Genomic DNA, 23,002 nt, shown 5'->3' on the forward strand with positions numbered 1-23,002 from the left:
ATTACCTCGCGCCGGCTGCGGCGGCATCTGTGTAGGGTTGCGGCGTAACGGTGGTGCCGGGGCGCGCTTTTTGAATGCCTTCGGCGATGACGCGTTCGCCTGGTTTCAATCCCTGGTCGATGATCCAGTCGCTGCCTATGGTTTCGGCGACCTTGACCGGACGCAATTCCACGCTGTTATCCGCTTTGACCACCGCCACCAGACGCCGGCCCTGCATCTCGCCCACCGCGCGCTGCGGGACCAATAAAGCGCCGGGCTTGTGTTTGACTACCGCCCGCACTTTGGCGTATTGCCCCGGACGCAACAGGTTGCCGGGATTGGCAAATAAAATGGCGACCTGGATGGTGCCGGTTTTGACATCGACCTGACGGTCGGCGAAAAAGAATTTACCTGGGTGGGCATAGGTCGAGCCATCCGCCAGAATCAGCTCCAGTGCCATATCGTTTGCCGGTTGCGAACCGTTTTGCTTTTCGCGGGCAAACTGCAGATATTCCTGTTCGCTTAGCGCAATGTAGGCCTTGATGGGGTCGAGTTGCGATACCGTGGTCAGTTCGGCATTGGCGCTGCCGGGGCCGACCAGATTACCCAACTGCGCCTTGGAAATGCCGGCCACACCATCGATCGGTGAGGTGATTTTGCTGAAACCCAGTTGCAATTGCGCACTATCCAGAGCGGCCTTGGCCGCCAGCACTTCGGCTTGCGCCGAAGCTTCGCGACCCACGGCGTTGTCGCGGTCGCGAACACTGACGGCGCGTTCCGGCAATAAGCGCTCGACCCGTTCCAGTTCCAGTTGCGCGGTTTTCAGGATGGCCTGTTGGCGGGCTAGATTGCTTCTGGCGCCATCTAAGGTAGCTTGGAACACCTTGGGATCGATCTCGTACAACAGCTGACCTTTCTTGACCGGCTGCCCTTCCTGATAATGTTGCTTGATCAGATAGCCGGTGACCTGGGCCAGTATCTGCGCATTGACCATGCCATCGAGTGTACCCACCCATTCCTGATGGATCGGCACGTCTTTCTGCTGGACCTCCGCCACTTCCACGACCGGCGGCGAGGGCGGGGGCGCTTGCTCGGTTTTGCTGCAGGCGCTGATCAATAGGCATGCCGCCAGTGCAATGGTTCGGGTAACTGGTAATGGCAACGGGCGGTTGCGTTGCCGAAAAACGTCTTTGCGCGATTTTGGATTCATAGTTGATCCCATTTGGCCGGCATATTGAGGGGAAGACGATGATTAGAGACTAATCAGTTTTCCTTGTTAAGCCAAGAAAAACATTAGTTTCTCAGGGAGTTCTCCGAGCTTCGCATCGCGGCAGGGCCGGCAGATTTCTTTCGCTTTTTATCGGAGTTGTGCGAAATTAACCTCAATTTCGCTGTTTTAACGCAGGTGAATTTCGATGAACCAGCTCGATCTGCCCGCTCGCTTGGGCCCTAGCGGCAACTTCTTCTACCTGTTTTTCGGTTTGATATTGACGTTGCTGATGCTGCCTATCAGTTCGGCTTTGCCGGGCGTCGGACGTTATTCGACGACCTTCTTGTTCAGCCTGTTCATGCTGGTGGCGGTCTGGAGCATGGCCGCGTCGCGACGGGTTTTTCAGTTGGGGGCAGCGTTGGTGGTGGTCATTACCGGCCTGGTGGTTATTCATATCGTCATCGGTGACAGCAAGACTCTGGAGTTGTGCGGTTTGTTGCTGATGCTGATTTTTTGCAGCCTGAGCTGCTACATCGCCGCACGTAACGTTTTCGTCCTGCATCGGGTTGATCTCAATTCCCTGATAGGCGCGTTCTGCGTTTACTTGTTGATCGGGGTAATCTGGGCGCTGCTCTATCGCATGTTGCATCTCCACGGTTGGGGAGCATTCTCGGGAGGCTTATCCGAACACGGACGCGAAGCGTTTCCTGCGCTGATTTATTTCAGTTTCGTCACGCTGGCCAGTCTGGGTTACGGCGATATCACACCCGTCGGTGGTTTGCTCAGAACCTTGGCCTATCTGGAAGCCGTGGTCGGTCAGTTTTATTTGGCGGTGATGGTGGCCAGTCTGGTGGGAGTGTACAGTTCCGGGCGGAAACCGCGATGAGTCTGAACGTGATCCAAGGTTTCCTGCGTTGCCTGACAGCGCGCTTGGTCAAGGCCATCCGTCAAGACTTGGAAGGGTCGTACGGCGATCGCCCTATTTTTCAACAACTCTGGTTTTACCAGGTGGCGGCCAAAGCCGGGACATGCGCGGGCGGGTTAGCGTTTTCGCTGTGATGGCGGACGGTCAAATCGGTTCGAAATCTTGCCGCGGGCGGTCTCGTTTTTTTCAATGCCTTTCCTAAACTACAGTTGAGGTAAACCATGAATCGCTTGACGGATTACAGGGACGATGAGGATTTTTCGTTGGTTTTGGGTGGGCCGCTGTACCAATTGTTCATGCGTGCCCGTATCGGTAGCTGTGCCGATACATTACTCAAACGCAGAATCATGGTGATCAGCTTGTTTAGCTGGCTGCCTATGCTCGCGCTTTCTCTGTTATTTCGCGATCAGGGGGCGGAATCAATCAAGGTGCCGTTTCTGTACGACATCGACGTGCATGTCCGGTTTTTGCTGGCCATACCGTTGATGTTGCTGGCCGAACGCGTCGTCCATCAGCGCATCGCCCCGCTGGTCAAACAATTTCGACAACGAGAAATCGTCCCTGACGATGCGCTGCCCCGGTTTCAGGCCATTGTCGATTCGGCGTTGGCCCTGCGCAATTCGGTATTGATCGAAGTCATACTACTTGTTTTGGTTTTTACGGCCGGGCATTATCTTTGGTCACACCAGATGGTACTTGAGACAGCCACCTGGTTTTCGGTTGCGTATGATGGGCAATCCCGGCTTTCCCCGGCAGGCTATTGGTACAGCTACGTCAGTATTCCAGTGTTTCAGTTCTTGCTAATACGCTGGTATTTCCGGCTTGTCATTTGGATGCGGTTTTTGTGGCAAATTGCCCGTATGCCTTTGTCTCTAATACCCACTCACCCCGACCGGGCGGGTGGCTTGGGATTTTTGGGTGGTAGTGCCGCGGCTTTCTTACCGTTTATCTTGGCTCAGACCGTACTGGTTGCCGGCATGATCGCCAACAGAATCTTCCACGAAGGTGCGTCTCTCGTGGCTTTCAAGTCGGAGATTGCGGCGACGTTGGTGTTCATTTTATTGACTATTTTTGCGCCATTGTGTGCATTTGCCCCAAAACTGGCTCAGACCAAACGCCAGGGGCTGCTTGAATACGGAAATTTAGCGTGTCGCTACGTCCGGGATTTTGATCGCAAATGGTTGCGCACGGCACCGCCACCCGACGAATCGTTGGTGGGCAGTGCCGATATTCAATCGTTAGCGGATTTGGCAGGCAGTTTTGATGTCGTCAAGGAAATGCGCCCGTTTCCGTTCGACAAGGCCATGGTACTGCAAACAGCCGTCGTCGCCTTGTTGCCGGTGTCACCGTTACTGTTGACACTGATTTCGCTGGAAGACATCGTTAAAAGCTTGTTGGGCATTTTGCTGTAACGCGCTGCAAAGAGCGCCTGAAGCATATTAAACAGGGGTCGGATGATGAGTAAGAAAGACGCGTTTTCAAAGAAGGGTCAAGCTCATACGGTCTCCGCTGAGGCCGGGGGACCTGCCACGGTGGATCGACGTTCGCGCGCCGATCGTAAAGCCGAGGGTAAAGCTATGCGCTTGGCCGTGCCGTTGCAAAGCCACGCCGTCTGGCGGGCGCCGAAACAGCGGCTTGACCCGGTCGAGCAACTCGTCGAATCCGGCGTCGGCCGGGTACCGGAATTGTTGCCCATCCGTTATGGGCGCATGATGCAGTCGCCGTTTGCCTTTTATCGGGGCTCCGCTGCGATCATGGCTGCCGATCTGGCGGGCTTGCCTTCGACCGGCATCATGGTTCAAGCCTGTGGCGATTGCCATTTGCTGAATTTCGGCTGCTTTGGCACACCCGAGCGACGCCTGATTTTCTCGATCAATGATTTCGACGAAACCCTGCCAGCTACCTGGGAGTGGGACATCAAGCGCCTTGCAACCAGTTTTGTGATTGCCGGCCGTCACAATGGCTTTACCGGCCGCGAGGCGCGCGACGCGGCGCAAGCCTCGGTGCGCAGTTACCGTCAACGCATGCGGGAATTTGCCAAGATGCGGGCGCTCGATTTGTGGTATTTCAAAATCGACGCTGACGAATTGGTTGAGACGATTGCCGATGAAACCGTTCGCCAGCGTGCCAAGAAACGCATTGCCAAAGCGCGCGATCGGGATGTGCTGGACGAGGATTTTCCGGAGATGGTGACTTTTGAAGGGGGCGTCCATCGTATTCGCGACAATCCGCCGTTGATTTACCACTTGCAGGACGAGGAATCGGCCGTCGTCGAGGCTCGCGTTCACGATGCGTTCGCCGTTTATCGGGCCAGTTTGTCCGACGATCGGCGTTTATTGCTGGATCGCTACGAACTCAAGGACATGGCGATGAAGGTGGTGGGTATTGGCAGTGTCGGTAATCGTTGCTTCATCATGCTGATGATGGGCGGTGCGGAAGATCCTTTGTTTCTGCAGGTCAAGCAAGCACGGGCATCGGTGCTTGAGCCCTACGCCGGTCAGAGCGTTTATGCCAATCATGGTCAACGGGTGGCCATGGGGCAGCGGCTGATGCTGTCGGCAACCGACATTTTCCTGGGTTGGGCGGAAACCGATGTCGGCAATCATTTTTATATCCGGCAAATGCGCGACATGAAAATCAAGCCCATGGTCGAACTGTTCGGACCCGAGATCATGCTGCAATATGCCGAAGTTTGCGGCTGGGCGCTGGCCAGTGCCCATGCGCGCTCCGGCGATGCGGCTAAAATCGCCGGCTATCTGGGTAAGCGTGAGGATTTCGATGAGGCGCTGGCCGATTTTGCCGAAGCCTATGCCGATCAGAATGAACAGGATCATCAAGCGTTGGTGCGCGCAGTGCGGGAGGGGCGCATCGACGCATATTTGGAACATTGACGATGGCTCTCTTAGCAATCATCATCAGCCATGCGTGAACCGCCTTGACGGCTGCGGCTGCGGCGATGACTTCTTGGCTTTAACGACCTAAATCGGATGGAAGGCAATGACGATGAACAAAAAAGAAGTGCAACACAGATATGAACGGGCCGGCTTCTACGGCTGTGTCTGTTTCTTGTTCCTGATGCTGACGGGTTGCCAGACACTTGGTGTTTCATCCGGCGACAGCAAAACCAATGCCGCGCAAATCGACCGTGACGTTAACGCGGCCCTGAGCAAACTATATGAAACCGCGCCTTCGGCCCGAATTCTGGCCAGAAAAGCCAAGGGCATCCTGGTATTTCCTAACGTGTTGAAGGCGGGTTTCATTGGCGGTGCCGAATACGGCAAGGGTGCGATGCGTCAAAACGGCCACACCGTGGGTTACTACAATATCGTTGCCGGATCCTACGGTTTGCAGGCCGGAGTGCAATCGTTTGGCTACGCGATGTTTTTCATGAACGACGCCGCTTTGGCCAGCCTGAATAACGCCAAAGGTTTCGAAGTCGGCGTTGGTCCCAGCATTGTGGTTATGGACGAAGGCATGGCCAAAAAAGCCACCTCCACCACGTTGCGTGACGATGTCTACGCCTTTGTGTTCGGACAACGCGGCCTGATGGCCGGACTCGGTTTACAAGGCTCGAAAATCACCCGAATTACCCCCTGATCGACACGCTGGCCATGATGCCAGGCTCTATTTTCACAATAACAATAAATGCGAGGTAAATATGGCAGCGATTAACCACCGAAATAAAAGTAGCATCACCGGATTGGCGTTATGTGCCGCCTTGGTCGCCTGTACGCCGATCAAACAAGCCAGAGACGTCGAACAAGCCGGTTTTCTGGGGGATTATTCCCTGTTGAAAGAAGGCCAGGCCGGCCAAGCGCTTAAAATCTATATCGACCCTAATTACCCGCAAACCTGTAAGAACTACGACAAGGTACTGATCGAACCGGTAAGTTTATGGACCCAACGCAATAGCGAGCTAGCCGGTCTGCCGGCCCAAGAGCGGCAATTGCTGGTCAACCACCTGCACAGTTCAATGGTCAGCGAGCTGGGTAAACAATACCAGATTGTTTCATCTCCACAGCCCGGTACGCTGCGGATCAAAGCGGCGATTACCGAGGCTGAAGGCTCCTGGCCGGTAGCCGATACCGTGTCATCTTTCGTGCCGCAATTGCTGGTGATGTCGAAATTAAAAGAGATAGCCACAGGTACCGGCACCTTTGTAGGCAAGGCCAGTGGTGAAGTCGAAATCAGCGACGCCACCACCGGCGAACGCATTGCGGCAGCGGTGGACCGGATTGTCGGCGCCAAATCCATCATTGGCTCCACCGGTAAGTGGGACGACGTCAATCGCGCCTTTGATTTCTGGTCCGGGCGTCTGGCCTATCGCTTGGCCAACTGCGGCGAAATGCCGCCAGCGCAATAAACCGAAGCATTCTGGAGCAGTGCGTGATCAAGCGTTATTCATGCACTGACTCCTCGATTCCTATACTTGATCGCATGATTCATGCGGAGGTAGCGATACCATGAACTCTGTCCACATTCGTCGCATCCATCTTTTTGGCGCTCTATTGGTTGGTAGCCTGCAACTGGCATGGGCGCAAAGCCAGTTGATGATTTATCCTGCCAAGGGGCAAAGTCCGCAACAGCAACAACAGGACCGCTATAACTGCCATACGTGGTCGGTGCAACAGTCAGGTTTTGATCCCAGCAGCCCGCCGGCTCAAGCGGCCGCTCCAAGCTTGGGTGGTGCTTCCAGAGAAACGCTGCGCGGCGGTGCCCGCGGTGCCGCAGCCGGAGCTGCCATCGGTGCGATTGCCGGCGATGCCGGAAAGGGTGCGGCTATTGGCGCGATCGCCGGAGGCATGAAGCGCGGATTGCAAGCGCGTGAAGAACAAAGGCAAGCGGCATCGGCGCCGCCTGCCGGCCTGGATAACTACAACCGGGCCATGAAATCCTGTTTGGGGGCCATGGGTTATACGGTGAATTGATCTGTCAACCCATTTCCAGACCACGGCTAAGCGGCTTTCGGCTGCAATTCGTAGTCAACGGGCGGCGGGTAGCCATTGGCGGAATGGAGCCGCTCGCGGTTATAAAAGACTTGGATATATTCAAATTCAGCCTGCCTAACCTCGGATTGGATTCGATAGGTCTGATGGCGCACCAAGGGTGACGGATTCGGTAAAGCTACTAAATCCTAAAGCGTGGCTCAAAGTGGGGTATAAAAAGAAAAGGCCTTGATAAGTTCTTATTTATCAAGGCCTTATGCATGAATAATGGCGGAGAGCTAGGGATTCGAACCCCAGGACGGGTATAAGCCGTCAACGGTTTTCAAGACCGCCGCTTTCGACCGCTCAGCCAGCTCTCCAATAGCCGCGCATTATTTCAGAAAGTTTTCTCGGAATCTAGTATTTTTTATGCTTGATGCGAGAGTTTGAAAGATATGTGGCGCCTTGATTGTTCTAAGTGTTTGTTGATAATTGCAAAATCGGCTCGGATGCTGGCGCAGATGTCCAGCCAAATTGGTTGCGATGTGGTGGCAATCGATTGCTATGCCGATGTCGATACCCGGCAAGTGGCTAATCAGGTCTTCAAGGTTGCTTCCCTAGCTTGCCCTGATATACGCGCTGCGGTGTTAGAGGTTCGGCAGTCGTATGTTATCGATGGGATTGTTTATGGCAGCGGCCTCGAGAGCTATCCGGAAACTATCGAGTATTTGCAAGCCGAATGGCCACTATTCGGGAATTCAGCTGAGGTCTTTCGCAAGGTTCAGGACAAATCTTATTTTTTTCAACTTTTGGCGCAACTGCGTATTGCGCATCCGGCGACAAGCTTTGCTGCTTCCTCACCCGGTGATGGTTGGATTTTCAAGCCTTGGTGCGGTGAAGGTGGTATAGGCATAACGCATAACAAAGCATCGGCTGGAGTCGAGGGATACTGGCAACGCTACATCCACGGTCAAGCCATGTCAGTTCTGTTTTTGTCCTCCGCTACTGATGTCGATGTGATCGGGTTCAATCGCCAATGGTGCGCCACCCAAATTTCCGAAAAAAATTTTTTGTTCGGCGGCATCGCTAGTCATGCCGAGTTGGCGGCCGAGACCCGCTGCTTAATAACTGAGGCGGTGCGGAAACTTTCCGCTGCGTATCGGTTGTGTGGTCTGAACACATTGGATTTTATGCTCGACGCCAATGGGTTTTATGTTCTGGAGATCAATCCGCGGATATCGGCCAGCGCCCAACTCTATGGTAGCGAGTTGCTGTTGCTGCATATGGCTGTGTTCGAGGCAGCGGAAATTTCCGCACTAAACATTTCCGGCCAGCCCTCAGCGTACCAAATTGTCTATGCAACCAAAGACTGCGAAATCGGCGCGGGCCTGGATTGGCCGGATTGGGTCGTGGATCGTCCGGTCGCAGGCTCGATTTTTGGCGTGGGCCAGCCGATATGCAGTATTATTGCCACCGGAAAAAATTCGCGGCAGGTTGCCGAGCAGTTGGAGCATCGGCAGGCCATCCTTCAAACTCTATTAGAATCAGGTTGTTAAATTCATGCAATATCAGGCGAGCGTCAACAAACTTTCACAGCCCTTGGTGCAGGAGCTGCTGGATAACGCTGACAAATTGAGGTTGGGCATCGAGCAGCTCGACAATGGTTGTACCATCATCGATGCCGGCATCCAGGTGCCAGGCGGCTTGGAAGCAGGCCGGATCATTACCGAAATCTGCATGGGCGGCATGGGGACTGCGACCATCTCGCAAAGCGCTTACACCGAAAGTTGGCCGCTGACGATCAATGTCCACGCCACTAATCCGGTGTTGTCGTGTTTGGGCAGCCAATACGCCGGCTGGAGCTTGTCGCATGGCAAGTATTACGCCTTGGGTTCCGGCCCGGCGCGGGCGATGGCGACCAAGGTCAAAGACGGCGCAGTCGAGCCGGTGGAAGAATTGTACAAGGAGCTGGAGTACCGCGACAGCGCCGAACGGACCGTGTTGGTGATCGAAAACGATGCCGTGCCGCCGGTGGAAATTGTCGAAAAAGTCGCGGCGGCTTGCGGCGTGGCCCCGGATAAACTGACGATCATCGTCACGCCGACCAGCAGTCTGGCCGGCGGCGTGCAAGTTGTCGGGCGGGTATTGGAAGTGGCGATGCACAAAGCCCATGCCTTGCATTTTCCGTTGGAGAATATCGTAGACGGTTCCGGCAGTGCGCCGATCTGCCCGCCGCATCCGAATTTTGTCAAGGCGATGGGCCGGACTAACGATGCGATTTTGTTCGCCGGACAGGTACATTTGTTTGTCAAGGGTGACGATGCTGCGGCCGAGAAACTGGCCAAAGAATTGCCGAGTTCGACTTCCAAAGACTACGGCAAGCCGTTTGCAGATATCTTCAAAGCTTACGAATACGACTTCTTCAAAATCGATGCGATGCTGTTCAGTCCGGCCGTGGTCATCGTCACCGCCGTCGAATCCGGAAAGAGTTTCCGGGCCGGTAAGCTGGACAATGCATTGTTAAATCAATCGTTCGGCGCTTAACCGTCTCCGACTTCCCCTCGCGGCAGCGAGTATTGCTAGGCAAGCCCGCCGCCGCACCGCTAACTTTTTTGCTCATTTTCCATTGCGCCGAATTGCAATCTTTACCGACGACCCAGGTTGGCACGGCAAGCAATTGTGCCTGGCTTTTGCCGAGCACGGTTTCGAAGCCGAATATGCATCGCTGACCGCTTGCCGCTTACAACTGGACAATAACGATCTGCCGGTATTGGTACCGGGGTTTGCGGAGCGCTTGCCCGCAGCGGTTTTCGTTCGCGGCGTGCCCGGCGGATCGCTGGAAGAGGTGGTTTTTTACCTGGATATATTGCACGCGTTGCAACGGCTTGGCGTGCCGGTATACAACGACGCCGGCGCGATAGAGCGCAGCGTCGACAAAGGCATGACCAGTTTTCTGTTGCAGCGCGCCGGTTTGCCGACGGCAGCGACCTGGGTGTTACGAGATCGCGAGCAAGCTTTGGCAATCGCGGAACTCGAGCTGCGCCATGGTCATTATTTGATCAGCAAGCCGTTGTTCGGCTCGCAGGGCGAAGGCATCCGTCGTATCGAAAAATCCACTGATCTGTTATGGCTGACCAGCAGCCGCGGCATTTACTATTTGCAGCGGTTTATCGAATGCGATGGCGACGGGTATTCGGACGTGAGGGTGTTTGTGGTGAACGGCCAAGCGGTCGCGGCGATGCGGCGGCGCGGAATATCCTGGCTGAATAACGTTGCCCGCGGCGCCAGTTGCGAGGCCATCGACATGGAACCCGAATTGGCCGATCTGGCTGTGGCGGCAGTCGATACGCTGCGCATGGATTATGCCGGCGTCGATTTGATTCGAGACCGGGATGGCGTTTACCGCATCATAGAGGTCAATAGCGTTCCGGCATGGAAAGGCTTGCAAAGCGTTTGCGATGCCAACGTCGCCCGGATGTTGGTGGCCGATTTATTGAGTCGCTATCTGGGCGAACCATGTTGAGTCGGCAGCAGTTGATCCAGGCTTATCGCCAGGCATGCGAGATTGAGTTGCAGGCCTTTAAGCCCGGCAATGTCAGCATTTACAGCCCGGCGCACGACATGACAGTCGATGATTTCAGGCTCAGCGCCGAAGTCAGTAGCGGACCGATTACCGATCCTGAGTTTTGTTTGGGTGAAAAAATTTACTACGCCGTCAAAGCGACCCGGGAGGCCGTGGCGTGTAACACCAATCTTGGCATCGTTTTGCTGTGCGCGCCGTTACTTCACGCCTTAACGAATTCGAAACCCGGAGAATCTTGGCGGCAAGCGCTCGACCGGATTTTGGAAACTACCACGCAGCAGGATGCCGACTGGGTATTCGAAGCCATCGTATTGGCTGCGCCGGCCGGGCTCGGCGATTCCGAGCAACACGACGTCCAGGAAAAAGCGGCGGTCACGTTGACGGAAGCGATGCGTTTTGCAGCAGACAAGGATCGGATCGCCTTGCAATACGTTACCCATTTTAAAGACATTTTTGATTTTGCAGTTTTACGATATAATCGTGCTTTCGTTTTGTCTGGCGATTCTGGTTGGGCGGCGCTAGCGGTTTTTGCTGCGATGTTGGCCCGCTATCCCGATAGCCATATCGAACGGAAGTATGGAAAGCGGTATTCAGAGTGGATCAGGGTTGAGATGGAATCGCTAGATAAAGCGATGCAGCTCGCCATTGAGCCTGAAGAGCTTTTTCCGGTACTTTACGGACTGGACAAAGCTTTTAAGGCACAAAGAATCAATCCGGGTACGACAGCTGATATGACTGTAGCGACAGTACTGGTGGTGCTTCTGGAACAGCTTATCGGCCAACAACGGGCCGGTGAGTTATAGAGGGAACTTCGAAGAAACTATATTTTGGGACATTATCGTGTCTATTTTTTGGTTCAATCTTATCTTTAGGGGATAAATTTAAAATGGCAAAAATTACAAACATGCGCGTAGGCGAATCTTTGGTTGGTGACGGCAACGAAATTGCCCATATCGACCTGATCTTGGGCCCACGTGGTTCAGCGGCGGAAACCGCGTTTGCAAATGCTTTGACCAACAACAAAGACGGTTTCTCTACTCTGTTGGCTGTGGTCGCACCTAACCTGTTGGTTAAACCGGCTACCATCCTGTTCAACAAAGTAACCATCAAAGGTTCAAAACAAGCCGTTCAAATGTTCGGACCAGCGCAACGCGCTGTTGCTCAAGCAGTTGCCGATTCTGTTGAAGACGGCACCATTCCTGCTGACGAAGCTGACGACTTGTTCGTTTCCGTTGGTGTTTTCATCCACTGGTTGGCTGAAGACGACGCGAAAATCGAAGAATTCAACTACAAAGCAACCAAAGAAGCTATCGCTCGCGCTGTAGCCGGCACTCCGACTGCTAAAGAAGTATTGGCTGCCAGAAAAGACGCTAAACACCCGTTTGCTGCTAACAAAATTTAATTTTTTAGTATCGAAGGCTGTACAAAATACCCCGGCTTGCCGGGGTATTTTTTTGCCTAAAATTTGCTTAATTCGGCTGTGCCGATGCTGCCGTTGTGCAAGGCGCTGGCAATCAATACACCGGACAGTCCGGTCGCTGCGAGGCTGTGTAAATCGTCAATGCCGCGCACGCCGCCGGCGGCAATCCAACGGCTGCCCGGATGAACGCGGCGAAGCGAATCGAGTCTGGCGAAGTCGGGACCGCGGTTCGCGCCGACCTGATCCAGGGTCATGGCGATTACCGTATCCGGCCAGTATTGCGGCAGATCCAGCCAAGCCGGATTTCCCAAGGCCTGATTGTTTTTGAAATCCAGCGATAAAATCGTCGCCGAACCGCTTAAATCGGTCGGTTCTGACTGGGTTTCGGTGCCGATAACCGTTCTCAGATTAGGTGCTGGGTTCGGAGTTAGGCTGCGGGGCTGCAAACCGTTGTCGAGCCAAAAATCGACGGCCGGATAACGGCTTAGCAGCGGTTCGAGGATTGAACGATGGCTACCATTGCGTTCGATTGCATTCAAGTCGGCGATGTAAAACGCCGAAAATGCATACAGCTCCAACAAACCGGAAACGACTTCTTCAATCGAACTGCCGCCAACGATCTGGGAATGCAGATGTATCGGCCGGTAACGGCTGCGGTCCCCGCCGCTGGCGTGAACCACCAAGCCATCCTTTAAATCAATGACTGGAATAATTTGCATGGAGTGAGCGGATGAAACAACTGACCATTCTGGTATTCGAATACATTAGCGGCGGCGGCATGGCCGGCGAAGATTTACCCGCATCCTTGCTGGCTGAAGGCAGGATGATGTTACAGGCTTTGCTAGGCGAACTGAAGCAGATTCCGCAACTGCGTTTGCGGGTTACTGTGGACGAACGCTGCGATTTGGCTGTCGATTCGGAGCGTGTCGAGTTGGTCAGAGTCGGTCCAGGCCAGGATGTTTTGGAACTGTTGCCGGAGTCGCTGGCGCAAGCCGATCTGTTCTGGCCGATCGCGCCGGAAACCGGCGGCATATTGACCCGGTTGGTTGAGCTGGCGCGCGCAGCCGGTGTCGAAACCTTGGCGTCGGATGCGGCTACTCTGACTCTATGTGGCGACAAGTTGGCGACCTACCGCCACCTTTACGCCCAAGCGATACCGGCGGTCGAGACCTACCCGGCTGAGGAATGTCCGGATTTTGGCGGGCCGGCGGTAATTAAAATCCGCGATGGCGCCGGGTGCCAGGATACCTTGGTCGTGGAGCCGGAGGCTTTGCCGGCCGCGGTTGCGGCTTTGGATCAGCCGCAACACTATGCCATCCAGCCTCTGGTTACGGGCCGAGCCATCAGCCTGTCGGCCTTATTCAATGACGGCAAGGCTTATTTATTGACTTGCAACCAACAGCAAATCGTATTGGAGGCCCAGCGATTCGTTTTACGCGGATGTTTTGTCAACCAGCGTAACGGCCGGGAAAACTATTATCGTGACTTGGTCGGCCGGATTGCCGCGGCGTTGCCGGGCTTGTGGGGTTATGCCGGTATCGACCTGATCGAAACCGGCGAATCCGGGGCATGGGTTCTGGAAATCAATCCGCGTTTGACCAGTTCTTACGTCGGTATCGGCCCGGCTACGGGCATCAATGTGGCGGAGCAAGTGTTACGGCTCAGGCAGGGCGAGCCGATAGTGGTTCCGACAAGACATCAAGTTGTGGAGGTTACGATATGAGTCGATCCGGCGCTGCTCGGATTGCCGGTTGGGATGTGGGCGGTGCCCACTTGAAGCTGGCGCTGTTGAATGCCGCCGGCGATATCGTCAGCGTCGGCCAAGTGGCTTGCCCGTTGTGGAAGGGCATCGATTACTTGCAGCGTGCGATTGCCGAACTGACCGCTAACCTGGATTTGGAATACTGCCGGCATGCGCTGACGATGACCGGCGAATTGGTCGATTGCTTTAGCAGTCGGGAGCAGGGGGTCGCGGCAATTATCGGTACCATGTGCCGCCATTACGGTGCAGACAAGATCGATGTTTTCGCCGGTTTGCGCGGTTTTTTGCCGGCGGGGCAGGTGATTGCAGCGGATGCGATGGACATCGCTTCCGCCAATTGGCTGGCCAGCGTGATGCTGGCCGCGAAACGTGTACCCGATGCCTTGTTTGTCGATATCGGCAGCACCACGACCGACATCCTGCTGATTGAACAATCGCAGCCACGCGTGCAAGGCTTTACCGATTACCAACGTCTGGTGTCCGGTGAGTTGGTCTATACCGGCGTGGTCAGAACGCCGGTGATGGCGATTGCCCAGCAGGCCGAGTTCAATGGCCGGCAAATGGGGCTGATGGCCGAGCTGTTCGCGACGACGGCCGATGTCTACCGGCTGACCGGAGATCTGAACGACGCTCATGACCAGGCCGATACTGCGGACGGCGCGGAAAAAACCGTGCTTGCCAGCGCCAGACGCCTGTCGCGCCTGACCGGCTACGAATTCGACCCAGCCGATTGGGGGTTATGGCAGGCGTTTGCGGCCCACCTTAAACAACGCCAGCTGCAACAGCTTGTCGAGGCGTGCCGACGGCAGTTACCCGCCGCGGCGGTGCAACGCTACGCCATGCTAGGCGCCGGCGTTGGCCGTTTCCTGGTGAAACAGATAGTCGGCGAGTTAGGGCTGGAGTACCGGGATTTCGCCGATTTACTGCCGACGGCGGGCCAGGGCGGCGAGATCGATGCCGGCGACTGTGCGCCGGCCGCCGCAGTGGCTTATCTGGCCGGTGGGTTTGGTTAATGTCGGCGGCTGGTATAAAATCTGTCGGTGTTCAATCACGTCCTTGCCGCCCAAGCCGGCCCTGCATCCCCGTTTAATGCTTCTAGCCAAACCCACTAAACAACCGCTGCCGTACTTTTCGGATAGCGCGCAATTATTCGCCCCAATTGCCCATCTGCCGTGGGCGGTGTTCCTGGATAGCGCGCAACCCCACAGCCGGCAGGACCGTTACGATATTCTGGCTTACGCGCCCGTTGCAACTCTGCAAACTTACGGCAACCTGACCAGAATAGAACGCGACGATCGGGTCGTCGAAAGCGCTGAGGATCCGTTCGAATTATTGAAGCAGGTGTTGGGCGCAACCTTACCGGCCATCGACGGTTTGCCGTTCTGTGGCGGCGCGATCGGCTATTTCGGCTACGATCTGGCTCGCCGCATCGAAAAATTACCCGCTATTGCCGCAGACGCCGAGGGCATTGCCGACATGGCGGTCGGCATTTACCGTTGGGCGGTGGTCGTCGATCATCAGCAACAGCAAAGCTGGCTGGTCGGTTACGACCTGCCGGACGAGTTACTGCAGCATTTGATTGCGCAATTCAGCCAAATATCGCCACCGAGCCTGACTGAAGCGTTCCAGGTGTTGCAGGCACCTGCCGCTAACATGGACAAGCGCCAATACGCGGCGGCATTCGGCAAAATCAAGAGTTATCTGAAAGAAGGCGACTGTTACCAGATCAATCTGACTCAGCGTTTCAGTAGTGCCTGCGCCGGCGACCCGTGGCAGGCTTATTCGGTACTGCGGCGGATCAATGCCGCGCCGTTCAGCGCCTATTTGCATCTGCCGGATGTCCGGATATTGAGTTCGTCGCCCGAACGATTTCTGAAGGTGACCGACGGCGCGGTCGAGACCAAACCGATCAAAGGCACCCGTCCGCGCCGCGCGGATCCGGAACAGGATCAGGCGCAGATCGAAGACTTGGTGTCGAGCAGTAAGGACAGGGCGGAAAACGTCATGATCGTCGATCTGTTGCGTAACGACTTGGGCAAGTGTTGCCGGAAAGGTTCGGTGTGGGTGCCGAATCTGTTCGCGGTGGAAAGCTACGCCACAGTGCACCACTTGGTCAGCACCGTCACCGGCCAGTTGGCGTCCGGCCAGCACGCGCTGGATTTGTTGCGCAGTTGTTTTCCCGGCGGCTCGATTACCGGCGCGCCGAAGATCCGGGCCATGGAAATCATCGAGGAATTGGAACCGCATCGGCGCGGAGTCTATTGCGGTGCCATCGGCTACGTCGGCTTCGACGGCAATATGGACACCAATATTGCGATCCGGACGCTGGTGCATAATCGCGGCACGATTCGCTTTTGGGCCGGTGGCGGTATCGTCAACGATTCGGTGCTCGACGAAGAATATCAGGAATGCTTTGATAAAGCGGCGGCACTGCTACAGTTGTTGGCCCAATTCGGCCGATGATCGGTGTAGTCAAGCTCGGCGGCAGTCTTCTGGAAAGCGGGGCGCTACCGGCTTGCCTGGCGGCCGCGGCGATGCGGCCGGGGCGGGTCGTCATCGTGCCAGGCGGCGGACCGTTCGCCGACCGGGTTCGCGCGGCGCAACGCCAGTATGCGTTTGACGACGTTGCCGCGCACCGGATGGCCTTGCTGGCGATGCAGCAAATGGCCGAACTGATATGCGGGCTGCTTCCCGATCTGGAAGTCGTATTCGATGCCGCATCGTTGGCAGCCGGGGCGGCTTCCGCCAAAACGCTGGTCTGGGCGCCGCAAGTTGTCGAATTGGACGCCGCCGGGATTCCGGCCAGTTGGGATGTCACCTCCGACAGTCTGGCCGCATGGCTGGCCGGTCGTATCGGCGCCGACGAATTGATCCTGGTTAAGTCGGCGCCGGTCGATGCCGGGGCCCACTGGCCGGAACTGCAGCGGCAAGGCATTCTCGATCCGGCATTCGCCCGCTTTGCTAAACCCGCTTCCTGTAAAATTAGCGTGGTCAATAAAGACGACTTCGTGTTCCATCATGATTAATTTCCTGAAAGCCATTCTGAACCGGCGCTTGCGCAAGGCGTATTACCAGAGCCGGGAATCCCTGCTCGGCCACCACAAACGCGATATCGTCGTGATGCAGGTGGACCAGGCCTGCCACAGCCTGAAAGACAGCCGCGACCAATTCGTCGAGGCGCTGGATAAATTCAAAACCCTGGTGCACTTGCCGGAGAGTTCGTTGGAACAACGCTACCAGCAATTGAAGCGGCGCTATGATGTATGCCGCAGCAAGGCCGACCACGTCAGTCAAAAGATACAGGCGGTGGAGGAGGTCAGCGAGGCCTTGTTCGCCGAATGGGAAGCGGAGCTGGATTTGTACAGCAACCGGGCTTTGCGCGCCCGTAGCCAGCAGCAATTGAAAAAATCCCGCCAGCAATACGCGCGGTTACTCAAGGCGCTGCAAACCGCGGAAAATCGGATGGTGCCGGTGCTGGCGGCGTTTCAGGACCAGGTGCTGTTCTTAAAGCACAATCTCAATGCCCATGCCATCGCTGCTTTGCGGCACGAATTCGTTGAGATTGGCGTAGATATTTCGAAGTTGATCGAGGTGATGGAGAAAACCATCGCCGAGGCCAGCCAGTTCGTTGCGATCCTTGCGGACCAAAAGCAACTGCCGGCCCCGGTGGCCGTGCGCAAGTAATTACATCGCGTGCATTTTGTAATCGACCCGCGCCGGCGGATTCTTGTCGCGCGCGTCAGGCGTTTTTTTGCGGTTCTGGTCGATGCGCTCTTGCGAATACTGGGTAATCATTTGGTCCCACGAATCGTATTGGGCGTATTCTTTGTTGCCGGACGCCTTGCGTTTGGCGAACAATTCCTTGCCGGTTTCTATCAACTGTTCGGGGGTTTTGCCATCAATCGCGTCCAGGAATTCCTGGTTGCTGCGGATCTCGTCGCGCAAAGTCCAGAACGACACTTCGAACTCGATGCGTTGGTCCAGCGGCAATTTCTCCTTGATATGGCTGATCGACCTGTTGACGGTTTTCATGCTGCTGCCGTTGATCTGGTTGCTTTTGTTGCAACCGGCCATCACCGAACAGAGCAGTAAAACCAATACCGTTGACGCTTTTTTCATAGTGCAGCCCCCCAGTGGCTAAATAAACAAACCCGATTTTTGTATTTATAATGGTTGTAATGCGGGTCACCCAACAAACCAAATTACTCGGTAATTAAAAACACAAGCTTACCACATGCTGGAATTTATCCAACTTCTCAAACAGCGTTACGAAATTGTGCTACAGCAGTTGGACCGAAAAAATTCCCGCTTCATGGAATACCAGCAACGCATAGAACAGTTACTCCACGCCGAAGCCTTTATTCGCAAGGGCCAGTTGCTGGAAAACCAGTCCGCGTTGCCGTTGCAGATCGCCGTGATCGGCCCGACTCAGGCCGGGAAAAGCTCGGTGGTCAATCTGCTTTTGAATAGCGAGAGCGCCGGCGTCAGTCCGTTGGCCGGCTATACCGTCCATGCTCAGGGTTTTTGCCATCGGGTGCCAGCTGAAGATTGCGCCGGGTTGCAACAGTATTTCGGCCGGTTTCAACAGTTGCAGCGCGATGCGTTACGGCCGGGACGCTACGATTGTTACTCGCTAAACTCGTCTGCCACGGCGTCGCCCCTGCTGCCGGACTGCGTGCTGTGGGATACCCCGGATTTCGACTCGATCGATTCCGCCGATTACCGGGAAGGGGTGGTACGCACCATCGCCTTGGCCGATGCCGTGATTCTGGTGGTCAGCAAGGAAAAATACGCCGACCAATCGGTTTGGGACCTGATGAAGTTCATCGAAGCCTACCGACAACCGACCTTGGTTTGCGTTAACAAACTCAGCGAGGGCAGCGAGGCCGTGATTCTGGAGTCGTTGCGAGACAAATGGCGGCAAACCCGCAGCGATCCCCCGCCGCCGGTGCTGGCGCTGCCGTTCCAGAAAGCGCCGGCGCAACTGCAATGGCCGGCCCCAGCCTCCCGCGTCGTGCTCGATCTGGCGCAGAAAGTGGCGCGCAGCAAACACGCCGACAAGCAGCAACAATTGCTCAGCCGGTATTGGCTGGCATGGCTGGAACCGGTGTTTAGCGAACATCACGCCCAGCGCCATTGGCAAACCCTGGTCGAGCAATGCCTGGCCGATGCCATGCGCGATTATCGGCGCGATTATCTGAATCATCCCCACCATTACGAAACCTTCCAGAATGCGTTGTTGAACCTGCTGACGCTGTTGGAGATACCCGGTCTGGCGCGGGTTTTGGGCAAGACCCGGCGCGCCATGACCTGGCCGTTTCGCAAATTGATGGACTGGGGCAACGCCAAAGCCGCGGCCAATCCCAGCCATGAACTGGCGGTGTTGCAGCAATTGGGCGAGCATTTGTTGATTCAACTCGCCGACAGGGTGCTGGAGAAAACCGAAACCGAACCGGCGGACAGTTTCTGGTGGCGGGAAAATGCGATGGCCTTGCGCCAGCGCCGCGGCGAAATCCTGTTGGCCTACCAACGTGCGGTCGATAGCTACCATCAGGATTTCCAACAGGATGTCGAGGCCGCCGCGCAGCGCTTGTACCATAAACTGCAGGGCCAGCCGCTGGTTTTGAACAGTCTGCGCGCAACCAGAGCCACCACTGATGCCGGCGCGATGTTGCTGGCGATTCAGGCCGGCGGCATTGGCGTGCAGGACCTGGTGATCACGCCGCTGATTTTGACCATCACCTCGTTGCTGGCGGAAAGCGCCATCGGCAGTTATATGCACCGGGTCGAAGCCGAATTGAAGCAGCACCAATTTACTACCGTGAATAACGCCTTATTCGACGGCTGCCTGAAGCAACGGCTGTATCAATTGCCTCTGGCCGTACACAGCCAGACCCGGTTCAATATTTCCGAACAACAATGCCATGCGGCGGAGCTGGCTTTGAAAGAGAAGAAACATGGCTTACGCATACTCTGAGCTGCTGGCCGAGGCGCAACAGTGGGCGGCTAGCGCCGTCGCCGCCGGCCGTCTGAACGCCGAGCAGGCCGCGCTGCTGCAGAGTCTGGAGCCGGCCGGGACCGGCGCACTGTTTACCAGTCAGACCGGCGCGCCGCTGATCGTCGCCTTCATGGGCGGTACCGGCGTCGGCAAGAGCAGCCTGTTAAACCGCCTGGCCGGCCAGGCCGTCGCCAGGGCCGGCATCGAACGGCCGACCTCGCGGGAAGTGACGCTCTATCACCACCAGAGCCTGGACATCGACCAATTGCCGGAAGGTTTACCGCTGGACAGCATCAAAATCAGCAGGCATAACGACGCGAGCAATAGCCATATCGTCTGGATCGACATGCCGGATTTCGATAGCGTCGAACTCGGCAATAAACGATTGGTGTTGGAATGGCTGCCGCACATCGACGTACTGCTGTATGTGGTCAGTCCGGAACGGTACCGCGACAATAAAGCTTGGCAATTGCTGTTGGCGGAAGGCGCCAAGCATGCCTGGCTGTTCGTCATGAATCAGTGGGACCGCGGCCTGCCGGTGCAATTCGACGACTTCAAGCAACAATTGGCCAAGGCGGGTTTCGCCGATCCGTTGATCTTCCGCACCAGTTGCAGCGAACCGGAGGGCGACGAATTCGGCCTGTTGCTGGAGCAATTGCGGCAATTGTCCGGCCGGCATAACGTTGCCCAGTTGGAACGCCGCAATCAGCAACTGCGCCTTCGGCACCTGCAACAAGCTCTGCAACGTTTGGCCGCAGAGATCGACGGCCGCGATTTTGGGGCGTTACAGACTAATCTCGACTTGCGATGGCCGCAAGTCGAATCCCAACTGCAACAAGGCCTGGCTTGGGCCATGCAGCAGTTGGCCAAGTACTGGGCCGACCACCTGGGCGATAAAGCCGACACTGCGCTGTGGGACGATTGGGCGCAAAATCGGCTGAGTGACATGCTGGACGAACTAATCCTGCAGGCGGCGCAAGCCGGTCTGCCGACCAAGCCGTTGAAGGCCGCTCTGCAGAGCATGCGCGAAGATGCCGGCAAGCGCGTGGCTGCGCAGACCGAACTGGCCGGACGCCAGGCCATGTTGAACCCCGGCAACGGTGCGCAGCGTGTTTTGCTCAAGTTGACCGCTACCGCTGAAACCTTACTGCCGCTGGCGGCGATGGGTACGGTCGGCTATCAGGTTTTCTCCGGCTATTACCGCAGCACGGCCGACCATAGCGCCTATCTCGGTACCGATTTTGCGGTGCACAGCGTATTGTTGATTGGTTTGAGCTGGCTGATCCCGTTTTTCCTGCATAAAAAAATCCAGCCGTCGTTGTACAAGGCTGCGGTAAAGGGCTTGGCTAAAGGCCTGCAGCAGGCCCTGGCCGCGGTGTTAACCGATATACGCCAAGTACTGGCCTCTGAACAGCAGCGCAACCGGGCATTGGGCGCCGAGTTGCAGGCGCTGATCGGCCGATGCGCGGCGGAGCCGGAAACTGCGATCGACCAACAGAGTTTATTGGGCAGAGCGTTGTTGGCCGATGGCGGTTATTGACCCGGCCCTGTTGATCACTGGCACTCCGTTCCTGGTGAGCCTTTAGAAGCCCGCAGAACAGTATCCTTCGACAATCTCAGCTCGCAGCAGCACATTGATCCGGCCGGCGGGTAGGCCGCCGCGCCTTCAAATGGTCCCGCCGGTCGCCGCGTTTTATCCGCGCCGGTTTACTCCACCAACGGCAGAATCAAATAATCGGTCCACTTCCGTTCGCCGCCGGCTTGATCCGCGGTCGGCAGCAGGGTTTCATTCCAGCCGCCGCCGAGGGCTTTGACCAGTTGTACCGATGCCGATAAGCGCTGACCCAATAGTTGCACGGCAGTTTGCTGGTTGGCCAAAGCGGCGGTTTGTGCGGTCATAACGTTCAAATAACTGACGGTACCGGCTTGATATTGGTTGTTGGTCAATGCCAGGGCTTGTTTGGCGTTGGCGACCGCTTTGTCCTGGACTTGGGTTTCCTGTTCCAAGATGCGCAACGCCGACAAATTGTCCTCCACTTCCTGGAAGCCGGTCAGCACGGTCTGCCGGTATGCGGCGACGCTGGCATCGTAGGCGGCGATGGCCTGTTTGTATTGGGCGTTCGTCACGCCGCCGTCGAATAGGGTCAGGGCCAGCCCGGCTGGCCCCAATGACCAGTAACGCCGTGCCATCGTAAACAGATTGCCGGGGTCGCCGGACTGGAAGCCGTTGGTGCCGGCCAGGTTCAACGTCGGGTAATAGGCGGCCTTGGCGACGCCGATTTGGGCGTTGGCGGCGGCGATCTGGCGCTCGGCTGCGGCAATGTCCGGACGCCGCTCCAGCAATTCCGACGGCAGGCTGACCGGAATGCTCGGCGGCAGGCTGTCTAGCGGCGCCGGCGCCAATGCCAGTTCGGCCGGGGTTTTACCGATCAATACTGCAATCGCGTGTTCCAGTTTGGCCCGTTGCACGCCCAAGTCGATGGCTTGGGCACGCACGGTTTCGAGTTGAGTTTCGGCTTGGACCACATCGGCCTTGGCCGCAACGCCGACCGAGTAGCGGTTCTTGGTAATTTCCAGGGTTTTGGCGAACGCGGTGATGGTTTCATCGAGCAAAGCCTTCTGTGCGTCCAGCGTGCGCAATTGAAAATAATTATCGGCCAATGCGGCCTGGCTTGACAGAATCAGGCCGTGCAAGGTGGCGGCGCTGGCTTGGGCGCTGTCGGTATTGGCTTCCAGTTGGCGCCGGACCCGGCCCCATAAGTCCGGCTCCCAGGCGATGCCGACCGCCTGGCCGAATAGATTGCGTACGCCGGCAACGGCGACGTTTTGGCCGGTGGCGGCCTTGAAGCGGTTGAACGTGCCGGTCAGAGTGGCCACCGGCAACAGCGACGATTGCGCCGATTGCACCAGATGCTGCGCTTGGCGGTATTGCGCCTCGGCTTGCAGTACAGACTGGTTGGCCTGGGCGACTTGTTCTTCCAGGCTGTTCAACTGCGGATCGCCGAAAATTTCCCACCATTTACCGGGCAAACCGTTGTCGCGCGGCTGAGCCGGCTTCCAGCCTTGCACTTCCTTGAATTCGTCGGTCAGTTTGGCTTGCGGGCGGACGTAATCGGGGCCGACCGTACAGGCCGCCAACGGCAAAGTCAGGAAACAAGCGATTGCGGTGGAGTTTTTTGTCGAGCGCATGAAGATCAGTT

General features: G+C 56.4%; 23 protein-coding genes, 1 tRNA gene and 1 pseudogene. 19 read left to right on the top strand and 6 right to left on the bottom strand.

Annotated elements, in window-relative coordinates:
- Window position 1: 1 nt before the first annotated feature.
- Window positions 2–1,189, bottom strand: a complete 1,188-nt coding sequence (locus NP603_RS11090) for an efflux RND transporter periplasmic adaptor subunit (RefSeq protein ID WP_256610946.1) — start codon at window positions 1,187–1,189, stop codon at window positions 2–4.
- A gap of 205 nt (window positions 1,190–1,394) precedes the next feature.
- On the opposite strand from NP603_RS11090, the gene NP603_RS11095 reads away from it, so the two are divergent.
- The 7 genes from NP603_RS11095 to NP603_RS11125 all read left to right on the top strand — a co-directional run bounded on the left by NP603_RS11095 (window position 1,395) and on the right by NP603_RS11125 (window position 7,042).
- Window positions 1,395–2,075, top strand: coding sequence for an ion channel (locus tag NP603_RS11095; protein ID WP_256610947.1), 681 nt, complete (start codon window positions 1,395–1,397; stop codon window positions 2,073–2,075).
- Window positions 2,072–2,248, top strand: a complete 177-nt coding sequence (locus tag NP603_RS11100; RefSeq protein WP_256610948.1) for a hypothetical protein — start codon at window positions 2,072–2,074, stop codon at window positions 2,246–2,248. The genes NP603_RS11095 and NP603_RS11100 overlap by 4 nt, the downstream gene beginning before the upstream one ends.
- 87 nt (window positions 2,249–2,335) lie before the next feature.
- Window positions 2,336–3,526 carry a hypothetical protein gene (locus tag NP603_RS11105; RefSeq protein ID WP_256610949.1) on the top strand — a complete coding sequence of 397 codons (1,191 nt, stop codon included), beginning with the start codon at window positions 2,336–2,338 and terminating at the stop codon, window positions 3,524–3,526.
- A 165-nt stretch (window positions 3,527–3,691) separates the two neighbouring features.
- On the top strand, window positions 3,692–5,005 hold the full coding sequence (locus NP603_RS11110) for a DUF2252 domain-containing protein (RefSeq protein WP_256610950.1): 1,314 nt from the start codon (window positions 3,692–3,694) through the stop codon (window positions 5,003–5,005).
- Between the two features lie 112 nt (window positions 5,006–5,117).
- A complete protein-coding gene (locus NP603_RS11115) occupies window positions 5,118–5,711 on the top strand; it encodes a lipid-binding SYLF domain-containing protein (protein ID WP_256610951.1) in 594 nt (197 codons plus the stop codon).
- Between the two features lie 61 nt (window positions 5,712–5,772).
- On the top strand, window positions 5,773–6,477 hold the full coding sequence (locus tag NP603_RS11120; protein WP_256610952.1) for a DUF3313 domain-containing protein: 705 nt from the start codon (window positions 5,773–5,775) through the stop codon (window positions 6,475–6,477).
- 100 nt (window positions 6,478–6,577) lie between these two features.
- Complete coding sequence (locus NP603_RS11125; RefSeq protein ID WP_256610953.1) at window positions 6,578–7,042, top strand: glycine zipper family protein; 465 nt, start codon at window positions 6,578–6,580, stop codon at window positions 7,040–7,042.
- 26 nt (window positions 7,043–7,068) lie between these two features.
- Here NP603_RS11125 and NP603_RS22020 read toward each other — a convergent pair.
- Window positions 7,069–7,218, bottom strand: a pseudogene (locus NP603_RS22020) (IS3 family transposase); the annotation flags it as partial.
- Between the two features lie 110 nt (window positions 7,219–7,328).
- A tRNA-Ser gene (locus NP603_RS11130) sits at window positions 7,329–7,419 on the bottom strand.
- Between the two features lie 141 nt (window positions 7,420–7,560).
- On the opposite strand from NP603_RS11130, the gene NP603_RS11135 reads away from it, so the two are divergent.
- The 5 genes from NP603_RS11135 to fae all read left to right on the top strand — a co-directional run bounded on the left by NP603_RS11135 (window position 7,561) and on the right by fae (window position 12,024).
- A complete protein-coding gene (locus tag NP603_RS11135) occupies window positions 7,561–8,595 on the top strand; it encodes an ATP-grasp domain-containing protein (protein ID WP_256610954.1) in 1,035 nt (344 codons plus the stop codon).
- 4 nt (window positions 8,596–8,599) lie between these two features.
- Complete coding sequence (gene mch, locus NP603_RS11140) at window positions 8,600–9,583, top strand: methenyltetrahydromethanopterin cyclohydrolase (RefSeq protein ID WP_256610955.1); 984 nt, start codon at window positions 8,600–8,602, stop codon at window positions 9,581–9,583.
- Between the two features lie 82 nt (window positions 9,584–9,665).
- Window positions 9,666–10,562, top strand: coding sequence for an ATP-grasp domain-containing protein (locus NP603_RS11145; protein WP_256610956.1), 897 nt, complete (start codon window positions 9,666–9,668; stop codon window positions 10,560–10,562).
- The gene (locus tag NP603_RS11150) at window positions 10,556–11,425 is read left to right on the top strand and encodes a triphosphoribosyl-dephospho-CoA synthase (RefSeq protein WP_256610957.1); all 870 of its coding nucleotides are present in this window, start codon (window positions 10,556–10,558) and stop codon (window positions 11,423–11,425) included. Before NP603_RS11145 ends, NP603_RS11150 begins: the two co-directional genes overlap by 7 nt.
- Before the next feature lie 83 nt (window positions 11,426–11,508).
- Complete coding sequence (fae, locus tag NP603_RS11155) at window positions 11,509–12,024, top strand: formaldehyde-activating enzyme (RefSeq protein WP_256610958.1); 516 nt, start codon at window positions 11,509–11,511, stop codon at window positions 12,022–12,024.
- Between the two features lie 56 nt (window positions 12,025–12,080).
- Here fae and NP603_RS11160 read toward each other — a convergent pair whose 3' ends face one another.
- The gene (locus NP603_RS11160) at window positions 12,081–12,761 is read right to left on the bottom strand and encodes a HisA/HisF-related TIM barrel protein (RefSeq protein ID WP_256610959.1); all 681 of its coding nucleotides are present in this window, start codon (window positions 12,759–12,761) and stop codon (window positions 12,081–12,083) included.
- A gap of 11 nt (window positions 12,762–12,772) precedes the next feature.
- On the opposite strand from NP603_RS11160, the gene NP603_RS11165 reads away from it, so the two are divergent.
- The 5 genes from NP603_RS11165 to NP603_RS11185 all read left to right on the top strand — a co-directional run bounded on the left by NP603_RS11165 (window position 12,773) and on the right by NP603_RS11185 (window position 17,488).
- The gene (locus NP603_RS11165; RefSeq protein ID WP_256610960.1) at window positions 12,773–13,765 is read left to right on the top strand and encodes an ATP-grasp domain-containing protein; all 993 of its coding nucleotides are present in this window, start codon (window positions 12,773–12,775) and stop codon (window positions 13,763–13,765) included.
- On the top strand, window positions 13,762–14,817 hold the full coding sequence (locus tag NP603_RS11170) for a hydantoinase/oxoprolinase family protein (protein WP_256610961.1): 1,056 nt from the start codon (window positions 13,762–13,764) through the stop codon (window positions 14,815–14,817). The genes NP603_RS11165 and NP603_RS11170 overlap by 4 nt, the downstream gene beginning before the upstream one ends.
- Before the next feature lie 76 nt (window positions 14,818–14,893).
- Complete coding sequence (gene pabB / locus NP603_RS11175) at window positions 14,894–16,267, top strand: aminodeoxychorismate synthase component I (protein WP_256610962.1); 1,374 nt, start codon at window positions 14,894–14,896, stop codon at window positions 16,265–16,267.
- Window positions 16,264–16,830, top strand: coding sequence for an amino acid kinase family protein (locus tag NP603_RS11180; protein ID WP_256610963.1), 567 nt, complete (start codon window positions 16,264–16,266; stop codon window positions 16,828–16,830). The genes pabB and NP603_RS11180 overlap by 4 nt, the downstream gene beginning before the upstream one ends.
- On the top strand, window positions 16,823–17,488 hold the full coding sequence (locus NP603_RS11185; RefSeq protein ID WP_256610964.1) for a DUF2959 domain-containing protein: 666 nt from the start codon (window positions 16,823–16,825) through the stop codon (window positions 17,486–17,488). Before NP603_RS11180 ends, NP603_RS11185 begins: the two co-directional genes overlap by 8 nt.
- Here the strand turns inward: NP603_RS11185 and NP603_RS11190 are convergent, their stop codons facing one another.
- Window positions 17,489–17,923 carry a DUF6694 family lipoprotein gene (locus tag NP603_RS11190; protein ID WP_256610965.1) on the bottom strand — a complete coding sequence of 145 codons (435 nt, stop codon included), beginning with the start codon at window positions 17,921–17,923 and terminating at the stop codon, window positions 17,489–17,491. It abuts the gene before it with no gap.
- A gap of 115 nt (window positions 17,924–18,038) precedes the next feature.
- Here NP603_RS11190 and NP603_RS11195 point away from each other — a divergent pair, with 115 nt between their 5' ends.
- Both NP603_RS11195 and NP603_RS11200 read left to right on the top strand, forming a co-directional pair.
- Complete coding sequence (locus NP603_RS11195; protein ID WP_256610966.1) at window positions 18,039–19,781, top strand: GTPase domain-containing protein; 1,743 nt, start codon at window positions 18,039–18,041, stop codon at window positions 19,779–19,781.
- Complete coding sequence (locus NP603_RS11200; RefSeq protein ID WP_256610967.1) at window positions 19,762–21,342, top strand: GTPase; 1,581 nt, start codon at window positions 19,762–19,764, stop codon at window positions 21,340–21,342. Before NP603_RS11195 ends, NP603_RS11200 begins: the two co-directional genes overlap by 20 nt.
- 167 nt (window positions 21,343–21,509) lie before the next feature.
- Here the strand turns inward: NP603_RS11200 and NP603_RS11205 are convergent, their stop codons facing one another.
- Window positions 21,510–22,991, bottom strand: coding sequence for an efflux transporter outer membrane subunit (locus NP603_RS11205; RefSeq protein WP_256610968.1), 1,482 nt, complete (start codon window positions 22,989–22,991; stop codon window positions 21,510–21,512).
- Window positions 22,992–23,002 lie beyond the last annotated feature (11 nt).

This window comes from Methylomonas aurea (assembly GCF_024505045.1).
Classification (GTDB): domain Bacteria; phylum Pseudomonadota; class Gammaproteobacteria; order Methylococcales; family Methylomonadaceae; genus Methylomonas; species Methylomonas aurea.